At 39.3% G+C, this 14949-nt stretch carries 13 protein-coding genes and 1 pseudogene; 1 reads left to right on the top strand and 13 read right to left on the bottom strand.

From position 1 onward, the window contains the following. The first annotated feature begins 154 nt into the window (after positions 1–154). Complete coding sequence (locus H8796_RS05700) at positions 155–343, top strand: hypothetical protein (RefSeq protein ID WP_004302899.1); 189 nt, start codon at positions 155–157, stop codon at positions 341–343. Here the strand turns inward: H8796_RS05700 and folK are convergent. The 13 genes and pseudogenes from folK to H8796_RS05635 all read right to left on the bottom strand — a co-directional run bounded on the left by folK (position 318) and on the right by H8796_RS05635 (position 14894). Then, the gene (gene folK / locus H8796_RS05695; protein WP_117933409.1) at positions 318–803 is read right to left on the bottom strand and encodes a 2-amino-4-hydroxy-6-hydroxymethyldihydropteridine diphosphokinase; all 486 of its coding nucleotides are present in this window, start codon (positions 801–803) and stop codon (positions 318–320) included. The genes H8796_RS05700 and folK overlap by 26 nt on opposite strands. Then, entirely contained in the window at positions 803–1861 is a 1059-nt protein-coding gene (queA, locus tag H8796_RS05690; protein ID WP_004302895.1) for a tRNA preQ1(34) S-adenosylmethionine ribosyltransferase-isomerase QueA, read from the bottom strand. Before queA ends, folK begins: the two co-directional genes overlap by 1 nt. Before the next feature lie 17 nt (positions 1862–1878). Then, positions 1879–2601, bottom strand: coding sequence for a tRNA pseudouridine(55) synthase TruB (truB, locus tag H8796_RS05685; RefSeq protein ID WP_117933407.1), 723 nt, complete (start codon positions 2599–2601; stop codon positions 1879–1881). Continuing rightward, the gene (locus tag H8796_RS05680; protein ID WP_004322592.1) at positions 2601–3455 is read right to left on the bottom strand and encodes an undecaprenyl-diphosphate phosphatase; all 855 of its coding nucleotides are present in this window, start codon (positions 3453–3455) and stop codon (positions 2601–2603) included. Before H8796_RS05680 ends, truB begins: the two co-directional genes overlap by 1 nt. 2 nt (positions 3456–3457) lie before the next feature. Further along, on the bottom strand, positions 3458–3700 hold the full coding sequence (locus H8796_RS05675; protein WP_117933405.1) for a DUF3098 domain-containing protein: 243 nt from the start codon (positions 3698–3700) through the stop codon (positions 3458–3460). A gap of 113 nt (positions 3701–3813) precedes the next feature. Then, on the bottom strand, positions 3814–4695 hold the full coding sequence (locus H8796_RS05670; RefSeq protein WP_009001365.1) for an ABC transporter permease: 882 nt from the start codon (positions 4693–4695) through the stop codon (positions 3814–3816). A 3-nt stretch (positions 4696–4698) separates the two neighbouring features. After that, complete coding sequence (locus tag H8796_RS05665) at positions 4699–5598, bottom strand: methyltransferase domain-containing protein (protein ID WP_117933403.1); 900 nt, start codon at positions 5596–5598, stop codon at positions 4699–4701. A 192-nt stretch (positions 5599–5790) separates the two neighbouring features. Further along, positions 5791–5973, bottom strand: a pseudogene (locus tag H8796_RS05660) (hypothetical protein); the annotation flags it as partial. A 132-nt stretch (positions 5974–6105) separates the two neighbouring features. Then, complete coding sequence (locus H8796_RS05655; protein ID WP_117933399.1) at positions 6106–6363, bottom strand: hypothetical protein; 258 nt, start codon at positions 6361–6363, stop codon at positions 6106–6108. A 4-nt stretch (positions 6364–6367) separates the two neighbouring features. Then, positions 6368–6832 carry a hypothetical protein gene (locus H8796_RS25355; protein ID WP_233530327.1) on the bottom strand — a complete coding sequence of 155 codons (465 nt, stop codon included), beginning with the start codon at positions 6830–6832 and terminating at the stop codon, positions 6368–6370. Between the two features lie 124 nt (positions 6833–6956). Then, a complete protein-coding gene (locus H8796_RS05645) occupies positions 6957–7682 on the bottom strand; it encodes a hypothetical protein (protein ID WP_117933397.1) in 726 nt (241 codons plus the stop codon). Beyond that, positions 7672–11892 (bottom strand): RHS repeat domain-containing protein, encoded by a 4221-nt coding sequence (locus H8796_RS05640; protein WP_158570816.1) that lies wholly within the window; start codon positions 11890–11892, stop codon positions 7672–7674. Before H8796_RS05640 ends, H8796_RS05645 begins: the two co-directional genes overlap by 11 nt. Further along, positions 11889–14894: a hypothetical protein gene (locus H8796_RS05635; protein WP_117933395.1), complete on the bottom strand. Its 3006-nt coding sequence runs from the start codon at positions 14892–14894 to the stop codon at positions 11889–11891. The genes H8796_RS05640 and H8796_RS05635 overlap by 4 nt, the downstream gene beginning before the upstream one ends. Positions 14895–14949 lie beyond the last annotated feature (55 nt).

Raw genomic sequence — 14949 nt, 5'->3', positions numbered from 1 at the left:
ACCGAAAGGCGTCAATCAGACGTGTTTTAGCATTTTTTTCCGTGGTTGCAAGCTACTCAAATCTGTCCACACTTTCATTTCGGGTACAAAGATAAAGAGATTTCGGAGATAATGAGTATCTTTGCCCTGTATTTAACACATAAATAGATTTATAATGATTCTAAATAAGAAATTAAAAACGCTTTTGGTGCTGGCTCTTTATATAGGCTTCACGATTGCCATCTATGCCATTGTCTGCCATTTCATCGATAAGCCGTTTCAGGAGATTCATTTGCTGTATGCAGTATTGATAGGATGCATTGCCTATTTACCGGTGTTTATTGCGGAGAAAAAGAAGAAGTAAGCTCCTTCATCGTTTTTCCAAGTACCGGATGCACTAATCCGGGAGCAATTTCCGCCAGTGGTTTCATGACGAAGTCACGTTCTGCCATCAACGGATGGGGGAGGATTAACTTTGCTCCTGAAGGAGAAGTGGTGGAAAGTATCAAATCATCATAAAGCAACAGGTCAATATCAATCAGGCGGTCGCTATATATGCCGTTGACGGATTTCTTCGTACGCCCCAATTCCTGTTCAATCGCCTGCGTTCTCTGTAAAACGTCTATGGGAGCCAATTCGGTATCTACACAAACCGCTGCATTCAGGAAACTGTTATCGGAAGAAAATCCCCAAGGGGCAGTTATGTGAAAAGCAGACAGGGAAACGATTTTCCCTACCTGCTCTTCTATTTTTTGCACGGCATCCCGAAGATTTTGTTCTTTATCCCCAAGGTTAGTGCCGAGTCCCAGATAAACTTTTGCCATTATTTGTCCAAAATCAGCATTGCATCTCCATACGTGCCGAAACGATAACCTTCTTTCAATGCTACATGATAAGCATCCATCACCTGGTCATAACCACCAAAAGCAGCTACAATCATCAGTAAGGTAGAAAGCGGCATGTGGAAATTGGAAATCATTGAATTGGCTACGGTAAATTCATACGGAGGGAAGATAAACTTGTTAGTCCATCCTTCAAATTCCTTGAGATGTCCGTCGGTGCTGACTGCACTTTCAATAGCACGCATCACTGTCGTACCTACCGCACATACATTTCTACCGTTATCTTTGGCACGATTCACGGTTTTCACCGCCATTTCGTTTACAAACATTTGTTCCGAATCCATCTTATGCTTCGTCAAGTCCTCCACGTCAATGTCACGGAAGTTACCCAGACCAGCGTGCAGAGTGATATATGCAAAGTCTATACCTTTGATCTCCAGACGTTTCATCAACTCACGGCTGAAGTGCAAACTAGCAGTCGGAGCAGTCACCGCACCTTCATTCTTTGCAAAAATAGACTGGAAGCGTTCAGCATCTTCCGGTTCTACAGGACGGTTGATAATAGAGTGGGGGAGTGGAGTTTCACCCAGAGAATACAGTGCCTTTTTGAACTCGTCATGAGGTCCGTCGTAAAGGAAACGGAGCGTACGTCCGCGAGAAGTGGTGTTATCAATCACTTCAGCCACCATTGAATCGTCCGGACCGAAATATAGCTTGTTACCGATACGTATCTTACGTGCCGGATCAACCAATACGTCCCACAAACGAAGTTCTTCATTCAACTCACGCAACAAGAATACCTCGATACGAGCACCTGTCTTCTCCTTGTTACCGTACAAGCGGGCAGGAAACACCTTCGTATCATTGAATATAAACACATCTTTATCATCAAAGTAGTCCAACACATCTTTGAACATCTTGTGCTCAATCTTACCTGTATTACGATGCAATACCATCAAACGCGACTCATCCCTATATTTCATAGGATGTAGAGCGATCTTATCCTCGGGTAACTTAAATTTGAATTGTGATAATTTCATATCTATTCCTTATTACGTTAATTATTTTCTTCCTCATTTTCTATCTCCTGTCCGTCGATCCACTCTTTAAAGTGTTCAGGATTCAGGCAGTCTTCCAACCGGACATCACCTACACGGGTGCGGATCAATCCTGTCAGGTGAGCTCCGCTATGGAGTGCTTCGCCGATGTCGCGGGCCAGGGCACGGATATAGGTTCCTTTGCTGCATACGACACGGATTTGAATCATCGGTTCCGGATCATCCAGTCGACATTCCAGCAATTCAATCTCGTCGATAACAAGCTGTTTTGCTTTTAGTTCGACTTCCTCTCCTTTCCGGGCCAGTTCGTAAGCACGCTTACCGTCTACCATACAGGCAGAGAAGGCAGGAGGTACCTGATCGATGGCACCGATAAAGTGCGTCAGCACTTCTTCCACCAGTTCCCTCGTGATATGTTCGGTAGGGTAGGTGGCATCTATTTCATGTTCCAAATCGTATGACGGAGTAGTGGCACCCAAACGCAGCGTTGCGACGTACTCCTTCGTATGAAATTGAAACTCTTCTATTCGTTTGGTTGCCTTGCCTGTGCATAAAATCATCACCCCTGTTGCAAGCGGGTCCAGTGTTCCGGCATGGCCGACTTTTAGTTTTTTCACTCCTATCCGGCGGCAAATATGATAGCGGGCATGCCCTACTACCTTAAATGAAGTCCATCCGAAAGGTTTATTGAAAAACAGTACTTCTCCTTTTTTAAAATTCATCAGCCAATTTCTAAGTTGTATCCAAGCAGCAGCATTACCAGAATGGTTCCGCCAACAATAATTCTGTACCATCCAAATGCTTTAAAGCCATATTTCGTAACAAAGCTAATAAAGAACTTGATAGCTAGCAAAGCAACGACAAAAGCCACCACATTACCGATAATAAGTGCCGGCATGTTGTTGACAAGAATCTCGGTTCCACCATCCAGGAAGAGTTTCAACACCTTGTAACCGGTTGCCGCAAACATAGTTGGCACGGCAAGAAAGAATGAAAATTCGGCAGCATCCTTACGAGTCAGCTTCTGGGCCATACCTCCGACAATGGTAGCCATCGAACGGGATACTCCCGGTATCATTGCAATACATTGAAACAAACCGATATTGAATGCCTTTTTTTCTGTCAGCACAGTATCTTCGCTTCCTTTCGAGAAAATCTTATCACAAAACAGCATGAATATACCACCGATTACCAGCATCACTGCCACTATCGCTACACTTTCCAGCATCTCGTCTATCTTATCGCTAAACAGGAAACCCAAAATTGCAGCAGGAATAAAGGCAACCAACAGCTTCCAATAAAAATCGAATTTATGCAAAAAACACTTCAAAGCAGAAGCGCCTGCAGGAGCCGGTGTGTGATTCAACCGGAAAAAACGTTTCCAGTAAAGGCAGACAACTGAAAGAATTGCGCCAAACTGAATAATTACAGTAAACGCTTTTACAAATTCTGTACTTTCTACCCCTAGTATGTTTTGTGTAATAATCATGTGTCCTGTAGAAGAAACCGGTAGGAACTCTGTCAACCCTTCTACAATAGCAATAATAATCGTCTCAAATGTTGTTAAATCCCCCATCTTTATTCTTCTATTTTTTGTGTTTTAGGTTTGCGTAATACTGCATAAATCATAGATACAAAGCCAAACAGGCAAACGACCGGCGCCACCTTGATTCTGCGTACACTGAAAATATCGGGTTCAAAAAGCGTTTCGGACGATGTAGGTCCCGTCATCAATAGAAAGCCGATAATAACAATCGCCATCCCTATTGCGAGCAAGATAAAGTTCACTTTATCAAAGGCAAATTTCTGCTTGTCAGACATAGTTTATTTAATTACAAATTACTAATTTCAATCATTCCCTTACTCTATCAGTCGGTTGTTACGGATGCTAATCACACGCAAACACAGGTTTGCCGTCAGCCATTCGCCATCCGCTAAATATAGTACAGGCTGTTTGCTTTCATTCTCAGGTATTTATTCATGGAGAAATAGGCGCATAGCCACGTTATTACAATTCCAAACGCCAATACGCTTGCACAGACTATCAACATGACTTCAGGCGTGATGACCTGAAGTAATTCCTGTTCGTACGTCACGGCCCAATAAGCGGTCCCCATCAATATGGAATCGGCAACGATGGCTGCCAATATCCCGCTCCATACATTCTTTCGAAGGAATGGCCCCCGGATGAATCCCCAACTCGCCCCTACCAGTTTCATGGTGTGAATGAGGAAGCGTTTGGAATAAATAGCCAGTCTTATGGTATTGTTTATCAAGGCAAAAGAGATAAAAGTAAGCACTACTGCCAAGGCAAGCAGTACCAGACTGATATTTCGAATGTTATCATTCACGGCGTCAATCAACTCCTTTCGATAGAGCACATCTTGTATGTTGGTGTTCTTTTTAATCAATTTCTCTATCTTCGCAATGCTGTCCGAGTTGGCATAGTCAGAATGGAGTTTGATTTCGATGGAAGCGGTAAAAGGGTTATAGCCCAGGAATTCTTCCGGATCTGTTCCCATTGCTTCCGTCTGTTCTTTCAATGCTTGTTTTTTAGAGATATATTCGGATTGTTTCACGAAAGGTTCCTGATTCAGCTTCTTCTGAAGTTTCAGTATATCCGCTTCTTTCATGTCGTCACTGATAAGAACGGAGAAACTGATATTCTCGCGGACATATACGGAAAGATTGTGCGCCGTCAATACGAAAAAGACAACCAGTCCCAGCAACAGCAATACCAGTGTCGTACTGATACTCGACGTGATGAACTGCATGTCGAAAATCGAACCTGACTTATATTTGTTTTGATTTCCCATGCGTTATCTCTTTTTTCGGAATACATAAATCATTGAACTGCTGCGTTCTTTCCTTCCCAAAGCATTGAACCAGGCCAACGTCCCGGCAAACATCCCTTTCAAGAAACTGCATGAACTGCCACGATGTTTCTCGCTCAACATAGATACGTAAAACGCATCGAACGGCATCGGATGACGTGCCGCCATAATAAAACCATGGCGGGAAGCCAACTGTTGTATAGTGCCCGGAGTGAAATGCCAAAGATGACGGGGAACGTCATAAGCCGCCCAATACTCACCGTAGCGCTTGGCATCATAAGAAGAGCAGTTAGGTACTGCCACAATCAATACTCCTTTTTCTGTCAGCAGTTCGCGAAGCGTCTCCCAAGTCTCATTCAAAGATTCGAGATGCTCCATCACATGCCAGAGAGTGATGACATCAAAACTAGCAGGAGCAAACTCTTTCAGAGCCGATTCGGGCTTTACATCCAGTTCGAAATGTGTTTTTGCAAACTCACGTGCCTGCGGGCTTTTCTCCACTGCCTCTACTTTCCATCCCCGACGAACCATTGTATCGGAAAAATAGCCGGTTCCCGTACCTATATCAAGCAAACGCCCCGTCTTGCGATGCGCTTCCTTAGCTACCAGACGCGCTTTGCGGCCCAGCATATAAGAACGTACGTAATGGTAGATATTATTCATCGCGCCCTTGCGCGTATCAGTGTGGGAGATGTAGTCGGGAGTCTCATAATACGTGCCTATCTCTGCTTCCACGGGAACTCCTTGTGTGAATGTAAATCCACAGTCCTCACACGAATGCAGTTCAAACTGTTCGCCCGAAGCATAAAAATCCGTACAAGTCATGACGCGTTTCAAGTGCGTACCGCCACACACCGGACAAGCATTTATACTGAGTTTCTCCATTAGTTTCTAAGCAAAATTAAGTGCTGCCTCGAATGACAAGACAACACTATACCCGAATTTGGTGCAAAGAAACAAATAAAAAGTGATGTAATGGGCTTTCGTTAAGGACTTTTAATAGAAGAGTTGCCCCAATACAAGATGAGAGTAGTTTTGACAGCTCATATCGGGACAAGATATCTTTTTGAAGAAAGATTAAAAAGTCAGATTAACGGAAAAGCCCATGTTTCTGTAGCTGGGTTGACGGAAGTTGTCTATGCCCTGACCCCAGGTTCCGGTGCTTGCCGTAGATTCCGGATCAAATGGAGCTTTATTGTACAACATAAGCAAGTTACGTCCCACTAATGCCACCCGTACATCCTGTATCCACTTCACCCATCAACTATTATGTGTATTGTTCGGAACGTTGCTCCTTTGGCATCATAATAAAGAATATAAAATACCCTGATACAAATTGGTTGTTTTCTAATCAACTTATACCAGGGTAAAACACGAGAATGGTAAGAAATATTAATCTTCTTCTATGATTCTTACTGTGCCATCATCTCTATCAAAGGCATTGATGTATATCAATTCCAGATGTGTTATATGTCTATATCCATCAGGAAGAAGATCTTCATCAAGTCTATCCAATCCATTGCCTTCAACTAGATCATAAGTTGTCTCATTTTTCTCTCTCAAATAAGTTAAATAATGGATCATGTCATCAATACCTTCATTATCAAGATAGATACAACTCCCCATTCCGTCTGCTATTACATTAATCATAATATTAATTGTTTACTGGTAATTTTTTCTTTTCAATATTTTTAGGTCTAGTTTTTGGGTAGTTAACATCAATATGTGAATCTTCTACAACTTTCTGTCGACCTACCCTAGTATTTCGACCTTCATCCAAATTATAAGAATAACCAGATTTATTATTATAATATGTTTTATTCAATCCTGTTTTGCCGTCGATATGAACTACTTTCAGTTTTCCTGTACCTACATGCTTACCCATCGATGTCCTGACCTGGTCAAGTGTCATATTCTTGAATGGATTACCTAACCCTTTCACCTTTTCTACACCCGAACTCGCTTTTCCTAACGTTCCGGTAACTTTTCCTACCCCTGCTCCTGTTGTTACGGCATCAAACGCAATATCTCCCCACTGATTCCCAATAACCTCTGCGAATATAAAATACCCTGATACAAATTGTCTATTTTCCAGCCAACTTATATCAGGGTATGACACTTAAAAAGAAGCGACCTTAACAAATAAAATTCATTCATTGTGTCAGGGAAGCTATTAGATTTATATCCCTCTATAATAGCCTACTTAATATGTTAAGTAAAAGATATTTGTATCTCCATAAAAACTATTTAAATTCTATATTAATACGATAACCAGCTAAATCAATAATTTTTTCCTTTTCCTGAAACGAAAGCGAATCATAGTCCTTATCCCATACTTTCAACGATATTTTATTTCTTTCATCTTCGAATAATTTTATTAACTCATGCAAGCAATTATAAAAGACTCGCCAATCAGAAATCGAGAAACCATTATTATCTTTTATATCTACTCTCATATACACTCCGGCACCTGATACTTCTAATTCTTCTCCCTGATTGATATTACGCCTAGTAAAAATACGTTTTCTACTTGCACTATCAGGATAAAAAATATAATCTACAGCTAAACCGCGAATATCAGATAATTGAGTAGGGATATTTTGTACTTTTATATGCCCCCCTTCATACAGATCAATATTAAAAAAATACCGATCAGTTTCTCTTAACAGTTCAGCTTCATCGTTATAACCCAACAAACACCAGCCGATTGTACTATCTGACAAATTAACATTAGTAAATACCGCCATTTTCACGCTACCTTTTTTAAGTAACAAAGAATCATTTAATAACATACATAATTTAGGGAAAATATGATTGTCGTCCACAAAATCATAGCCATTACGAATTAATCCAGGTAAATCAGTGAAAACTATTTTAGGATGAGATTTTGCATCAACTATTAGTTTAATTCCATATATAATTGAAAAAAACAACAGGATTAACAAACAAGCTACTTTTCTATTTCGCATAACTTTTTAAATTTATCCATTGGTTACCAGGCTTCCAAGGTGCATATATATAAACTTTAGCATTTGGTGTCGCCATTATTAAACTTCTTGCAGCATTAATATCAGGTGCCGATGGAACAAAGTCCACATTAGGATTCGTACCTGTATGGCTATGAGCATCGTATACTTGATTTTCAAGTTTGTAATCTTCCCCTAAAACAGAGAAACTAGGCGCTTGACTATTCTGATGAAGAGTACCGACAACAGAATTTCCATTTTTATAGTGCGACAAACTCCATTCAACATTAGACGTTTTTGATGCAAAAACAAACAAATTCTTTGCATCTACTTTCGAACGTGTTATTGCTACATGTCCTTGCCTCATTGTAGGAACAACTTCAACACTATATTCACCTTTACTCACTCTTCTTATTATTTTCCCTTCCAAAGGAACAGCCTTATTTTCAATATTACTTTTTCCTGCTAAAACTGGAAGGATATTTTTATCACTCACTGTTATATTTTCGTCTTTCCCTGTTGATTGATTTGTTCCAATCAATCGATCTGGTTTGGCATCAGGTTTATTAACCGGCCTAATATTACCATTAGTATCGATTCTATAATCTCTTGGAACCATACCTGTAGGATCTATTTTTCGTATCGGATTATTCAAACAATATGTATAGGAACTCCAATTGTAGAATTTTTCACTTAATGGATCCACCACATGCCATCTTCCCAACACCGCATCATAATGTCTCGCCCCATAATCATACCAGTCAAGACCACCTTGTCTATCCAGTTCCTTACCGTTGTACTTGTAAGGTTGAACAGATGAAGTCGAAGCAAATGTACCACCAAAAGGATAATAATGATTCACCTCCTCCACACTGCCATTCTGTCCCACAACCACACGATTATTACCCTGGTGATCTTTCAAGTAATAATGATACTTGCCATCAACAAGGGAAATATATCCCAACTCCGTCAACAAAGTAGTGAGTACACCATTTTCATAGATCGCATCGTCAAAGTAATCAATAGTCGTGGTCTTTCCGACTATTATGTGCGTTGTTCGGAACTTTGTTCCTTTGGCATCATAAAGATAGGAAATAACACCTCCATCCTCAAACTCTATACGGCTGGGTAAATTTAAACAATTATACTGAATTTCAGAAATCTTTTTGTTTAAATCTTGTATTAAATTTCCGTTTGAGTCATAATAGCATTCGACCGGCAGATCTGCTCCATCTTTAAATTCAAAACTATCAGCATGGGCAGAACCTGTTACACTATCAGATACAGCCTTCAATTGATTTCCATTATAACTCATGACAAGGTTATCTATTAAGCCATATTCATCCTCTGATCTCTTTCCGCATCTTTTAATACCAAGGATATTCCCATTTTTATCATACCCGGTTATCTCTTCATTAAAACGATCCTGATTGACATTCAAACCTTCACCTTCACCATATACAGCACGAAGCAGGCGGCTTCTGTCATCATACATAAATTTATAACCTCTTTTCATACCATCAGCCTCCCATGTCATACTACTAATATTTCCATTATAACAGGGATCGCCCAATCCGTCCACATAATGCAATTGCTCTCCAAACCCTGCATTACTATCAATACCGGTCAGCCAGCTACGTATATTATAGGCATTTTCTGTAATTACCGAATCTTTTCCATGAATACGTTCCAGTCTTTTTAGCCTTCCTAACTTGTCATAACCATACAACAGATCAACAGTATCCTTATCTACGACACAATGTCTTTCGTGAATCAGCCTTCCTGCACGATCATAACTATACAATTTATTTAAAACTCCTCCTTCGTATTCCGAGCGGACACTCACAGGCTGCTTGAGAAAATTAAAAAGCGATTTATTTACTTTCTTATTTCCACCCGATGTCGTCTTACGTTCCTGAATCAGATTATGATAATAATCATAATAATAACTGGCATACTGGTATTCTTCCGTTCCCAATATTCGAACGATACTTCCTGTTAGTTGTTCTTTGCAATGAGGTGAACTCTGGCTATTCTCATAGCGTTCCCCGTAATTATTATCAAATACATACCATAGTGAAGACAAAGAATCCGGCAATAAGTTCTGATATTCATAAGTATCATAAAAATAAACCTGTTGTATGTCCAAATAATGATTCTGCAATCCATAAATAGTATATCCATAGCAAGGCAAATCAGTATTTGAAGTAAATTCAGCATAAATATCCTCTGAAGCACAATTCTGAAAATCAGGCGTACCGCGGTAAACACCGGTCAACACAGAGCGCCCCGACAAATCTTCCAAATGAAAAGCCCATTCATTATTTGCCCGTTCTTTTCCATTTTGAGTAAAAATCAATCGGTCGCAACGATCATACACTAATTCTACCCACTCGCAACCAGGCTGTTTTTTCCCAATACAACGGTTACGGGTATCGTACTTATACAAGAAAGCATAATCGGATAAAACAGAAGCACTATCCGTAAGAGAACCTGAACAAAAATTGGCAGAACACATCGGAGGAAGAACAACCCGTAAATTTCCGAATATATCATATATATAGTATGTGTCATCCATTCCTTCATTACCATTTATACTGCGAATCAGCACGATCCTTCCTTCTTTATCCGTAAATTCATACCTTACATGATTGTCTTCATCAACCTCTTTTACGACATATAGTTCCCCGGAAGCATAGGTTCCTGCACAACTAACAAAAAGTCGTGTTCTATCAGTCGGCACGGTATAACGCAAGCACACCAATGAATCGCACAAGTCCAACAAGGTAGTATCTTTGGATACATTTGTTAAATATCTGCTATTAACCCCTTTTCCCCGATTATGCCATTCCATACCCGGACCATATCGGCTCTCCACTTTCCCTATAGCCGAATTTTCATATAACGTTTTTGTATAAGGCATAACATCGTTTCCATTAGACAAAACAGAACTATTCTTCAACTCTTCCACTTCGACAAATGCACCACAATTGCCGGGTTCCGATACCCCAGGCAACCATTCTCTAAATAAACGTCCCATCTTATCATACTCTGTAATTGACAACAGATCCGTATCATCAACACTATGCTTCACTTTGGCATTTTCAATGGAACGCCCCAAACCGTCAAAATATTCAACATCATCCCTGAATTCCATCCCATCCGGAGTAGTATAAGTACGCGTATGTATGTAATTCTTTGACGAAAGGTTCAATTTCTCACGCACCTTTATAGACACAATATTCGAAGTATATACATCAACTCCGTCATTAGCCATCATTCTGAAATAAGTGGTTTGATACAGCGGACCCGGCTGATATACTGTTCTCAAATCCGGTACATCAAAGACATCTACCCAATGTATCTGGTCATGACTGTATTGCCACCATCTGAACAAATCATCCCTAGTCCCGTCATTCTCGACCCAAATGCCACGAGAAGTCTCACCTGAATTAATCGGTTCTTCATGCATAGAGGAAATAAACAAGAATACGTCATCAAAAGAGTTCCAGTTCTGTTCTACTTTTACGGTAACTTTATACTTCTGGTAGTTACTCATGTCTACAGAAAAATTGCTATTACGTGAAAATCCACGATACAGAAGTTCAATCTGCCCGCTACGGTGATCTACAAAACTTCTCATAACTTCTATTTTTACAGTAGCAGGATGATCCGTGTTTTCCCATCCGGTATACAGGAAACTACACCAATCAGATGTATTTTCTCCAAGCCATAATTCTGTACAAATAAAATCACCAGGCAGCGAAGGACAATGCTTAGTAAGATCAATATAAGCCTCCCCGCCTCTATTGGTAAAAGACAAAGGTTCTGTGAGCCTTTTCACTCTAATATCCGAAGAATATGCAACCAAGGTACCACTTACAACCTTTCTTCTGATATATACCCCTTCCGCTCTGTATGTATTGAAGTATTGGGATGAAACCAAGCATCCCCCCTCATAGTCAGATTGAGCAAGCCGGGTAATCTCACTCCATTCATTTGAATCAGTATACCGGTATTCCCACGATATAGAATAAGTCCCGTTCCCCCCTGAAGGAGAAACTACGTCTTTAAGTAGAATATCACTCCCAAAATATTGATGATAGCCTATTTTTCCCGCAAATAAAGGAGTGACAGTATTATTTTGTGCCGTTAGACAAGTGCCTGTACCCAACAATATTAATAATATTATGATCCGAAGTTGTTTTATCATAGCTTATAATTGTATTTAAATTCCTGAATTAATTGTTTTCTTCCGTTTCTTTCCAAATAAGATTCTTTAAGGTGACCAAACTGATCATAGCCATATTTAGTAGTAAAGCCATCAGAAGTAGTTATTGAAGTAACCCCAACGTACGGTTTATACAGAAACGTTTTAATAAAGACCGGATGGTTACCTCTAAAAGCCATCCGTAGTTTATTTAGCTCACGCTCTAATTGATATTCTCCATATCCTTGCAGATAGGATAAATCATTATTTTCATGACCTAAAACGCTTTTTACAGAGTCGTATGTCGCCCCTTGTATTTCCGCTATAAGATATTTATAATTATATCCCCATATATAGCAGGTATGATTATTATTTTTATCAACATATTCTAATATATTTCCTTTTTTATCATACGATACATAAGTCATTTCTCTTTTCAGCCCAAGGGGGCCATCGTGAGATATATCAACATAAGCAGGTAATAGCAGATTTTGATACAGCCCATATTTTATCTGTTCACGATATACTTCCTTACCATTATATTCGGTTATAGTTTCAACCGGATAATCGAGCATATTCCTTTCTACCATAAGATTACTTATGGCATCTGTATAGTTATAGGGGTACTTTATATTCTTTATCCTACAATCACCACCACCATTTTGAGAGGTACGAATAACTTTTATCAACTGGTTCTTATCATCATAGACATAACCTTCTTCTGACACAACTGTTCCCCCGTCAAAATATTCACTAACGACTTTCTTACTCAACAAATCCCTTCCAGACATGACCGAGTAAGTCATATATTTGAAAAGAGATGGCCTGGAAAGCTCGATCGTATGAGCAAAATCATACGTATCCTGATAAACAGGAATAACAACTTGCTCCATCTTAATTCCTCCGTCCATAACCAAACCAGCGCTTCTACAATAGGTATAATCTTCCTTTTTAACTAAACGTCCGTCCGAATTAAAGTACCGGCATGATGCAATGTTAGTCTTTATTCCATATTGATATCTGTGTATATAAGATTTCCATCCCCTGTTATTCAGTAAATCAGGGCTTCCTACATATTTCTCATTAGTATTTTCAGGCATCATATCTATGTAAAGAGGTTGAAGCAGGTTAAAAAGATACGAAATCTTATTTTCACCCTTTTCCTGTTTGCTATATACATGTACTTGCGGATATTCTACAAAAAAATTACTACTAATGTTAGCATCTCCAAAAGCCACCGGAGAATAAATACGTGAGCAAAATGAGACATAATCATAAAGCCCTGGAGATGTACTATATTGTATTCTGTTCTGTTTCACATCTGCAAAGGTTTCACAACTCAAATGAAAACTAGGAACACCAATTCCATCCTCATTTTCTCCATATTTATACCTTTGCCCATGCAAATTGCCATTATCATCATAAGTTTTAACATTACTCAATCTGATACCGGCCCCCTTCACACGAGCGGAATTCAATAAATACTCATTGGGTTCATATATGAATTCTTGTGACCCACCGGTAGGAAAATATATCTTCTTCAGAGAAAAAAGATGTGCTTTTGTGTTATCCGAATCATTTTTGAAATTCACATTTGGAATAATCTGGGATAACTTCTTGATGACATCATCGTACAAACTTGCTCCAGGAATGGGTTTAAGAAACACAAAACTATCATCTACAAATTCACGGCTTATTACAGGCAGATCCACTTTATCCAACGATGTGGAAGAATACAAATAATATCCCCATAAATCAGATGTATAATGCGTATTATCATATTCACCCAATCCTAAGTCAGAAGGTGTATAATATGACAAATAATACTTTTGGCCATCCATTTCCAGCCTGTCTAAAAAGAAATGCGGTCGTTTGTTCATCCCGGAATATGAGAGGTTGATTTGTTTTATAATATCACCAGACTGCTTATCAACAACGGTTATACTATCTACTGCGTTGGAGTAAATGCCATCTGCCGACGCACGCAAGAAATTCACTTTTATTCCATTCGCCTCAATCCCTGACAATAAGAAAGTTGTATAGTTGGGTAAAGTTATATTAAAGTTCAGCGCAGTGCTTAATTCATATTCTTGTTGTACTCGGACATCCCCTTCATCTTGTACGTACATACGGTAAGCATAAGAATCATTTACAGTCAACGTCTTATATTCCGGCTCTGTAATAGAACGGTTCGTATATCCGACATAGTCAAAACGAACCGTATCATTTTTCGCCGTTACAATACTTTTCAGAGCCCATCCTGTAGTTCCCGACGAAATATCCGTTCGATAGGCGTCCTCATGAACATGTTCGCTGGCATTACCACCATAATTATAAGTAATACCATGTCCATCAACAATTTGAAACCCGGTCAGCAATCCTCCTGTTAAGATAGGAGTAATTTGGCAATTTATCTTTTCCAGGATTTCAACCTTATCCAATGTAGACGGATCTGGAAAAACAAAATGACCACTCTCGCTTAATGTACTAAATGTAAAAATATCACATCCCTGGTCCCACGATGCGACAGAGAAATAGGAGACATTACCCATTATTCCAGACGAAAAAGCAGACAGATATTTGTCTACATCAATATGATTATTCAATTTATTTAAATCATCAAATAATGTAGGCACTCTTTTCATTGCTTCATCCGGATAGCCAATAATCGTCCTAGATATTCTGGCGGCAGGGGATAATGTCCAGCCCACTCCGACATCACCAGACGGTTGTTTATATTTGACTCCACAAGTATTATATGAGATATTAATGGGAATATTGAGGCCTTTCACTTCAATATCATATAAATTGATATCAATAGTCTTTTCTCCACGAGCTGAAATATCATTATTGAAATATTTCTCATAAAAATTTTCTATTAACTGACTTTGGGGAGAAGACGGCATCACATCCGGTGACTTAAACTGCTGCGCCATAGCAATTGAGTAACTGAAAGTCACTACAATGAGTAAAAAAATCTTCTGTATATATATTGTTTTCTGCATTTTAATAAATATTTTTATATTTCTAATTATCTATCGTTCAATTAATTATCTAACC

Origin of the sequence: Bacteroides sp. M10 (assembly GCF_014334015.1) — a bacterium.
Classification (GTDB): Bacteria; Bacteroidota; Bacteroidia; order Bacteroidales; family Bacteroidaceae; genus Bacteroides; species Bacteroides intestinigallinarum.
The sequence above is the reverse complement of the archived record's forward strand: the minus strand, read 5'-3'. Positions and strand labels throughout refer to the sequence as shown.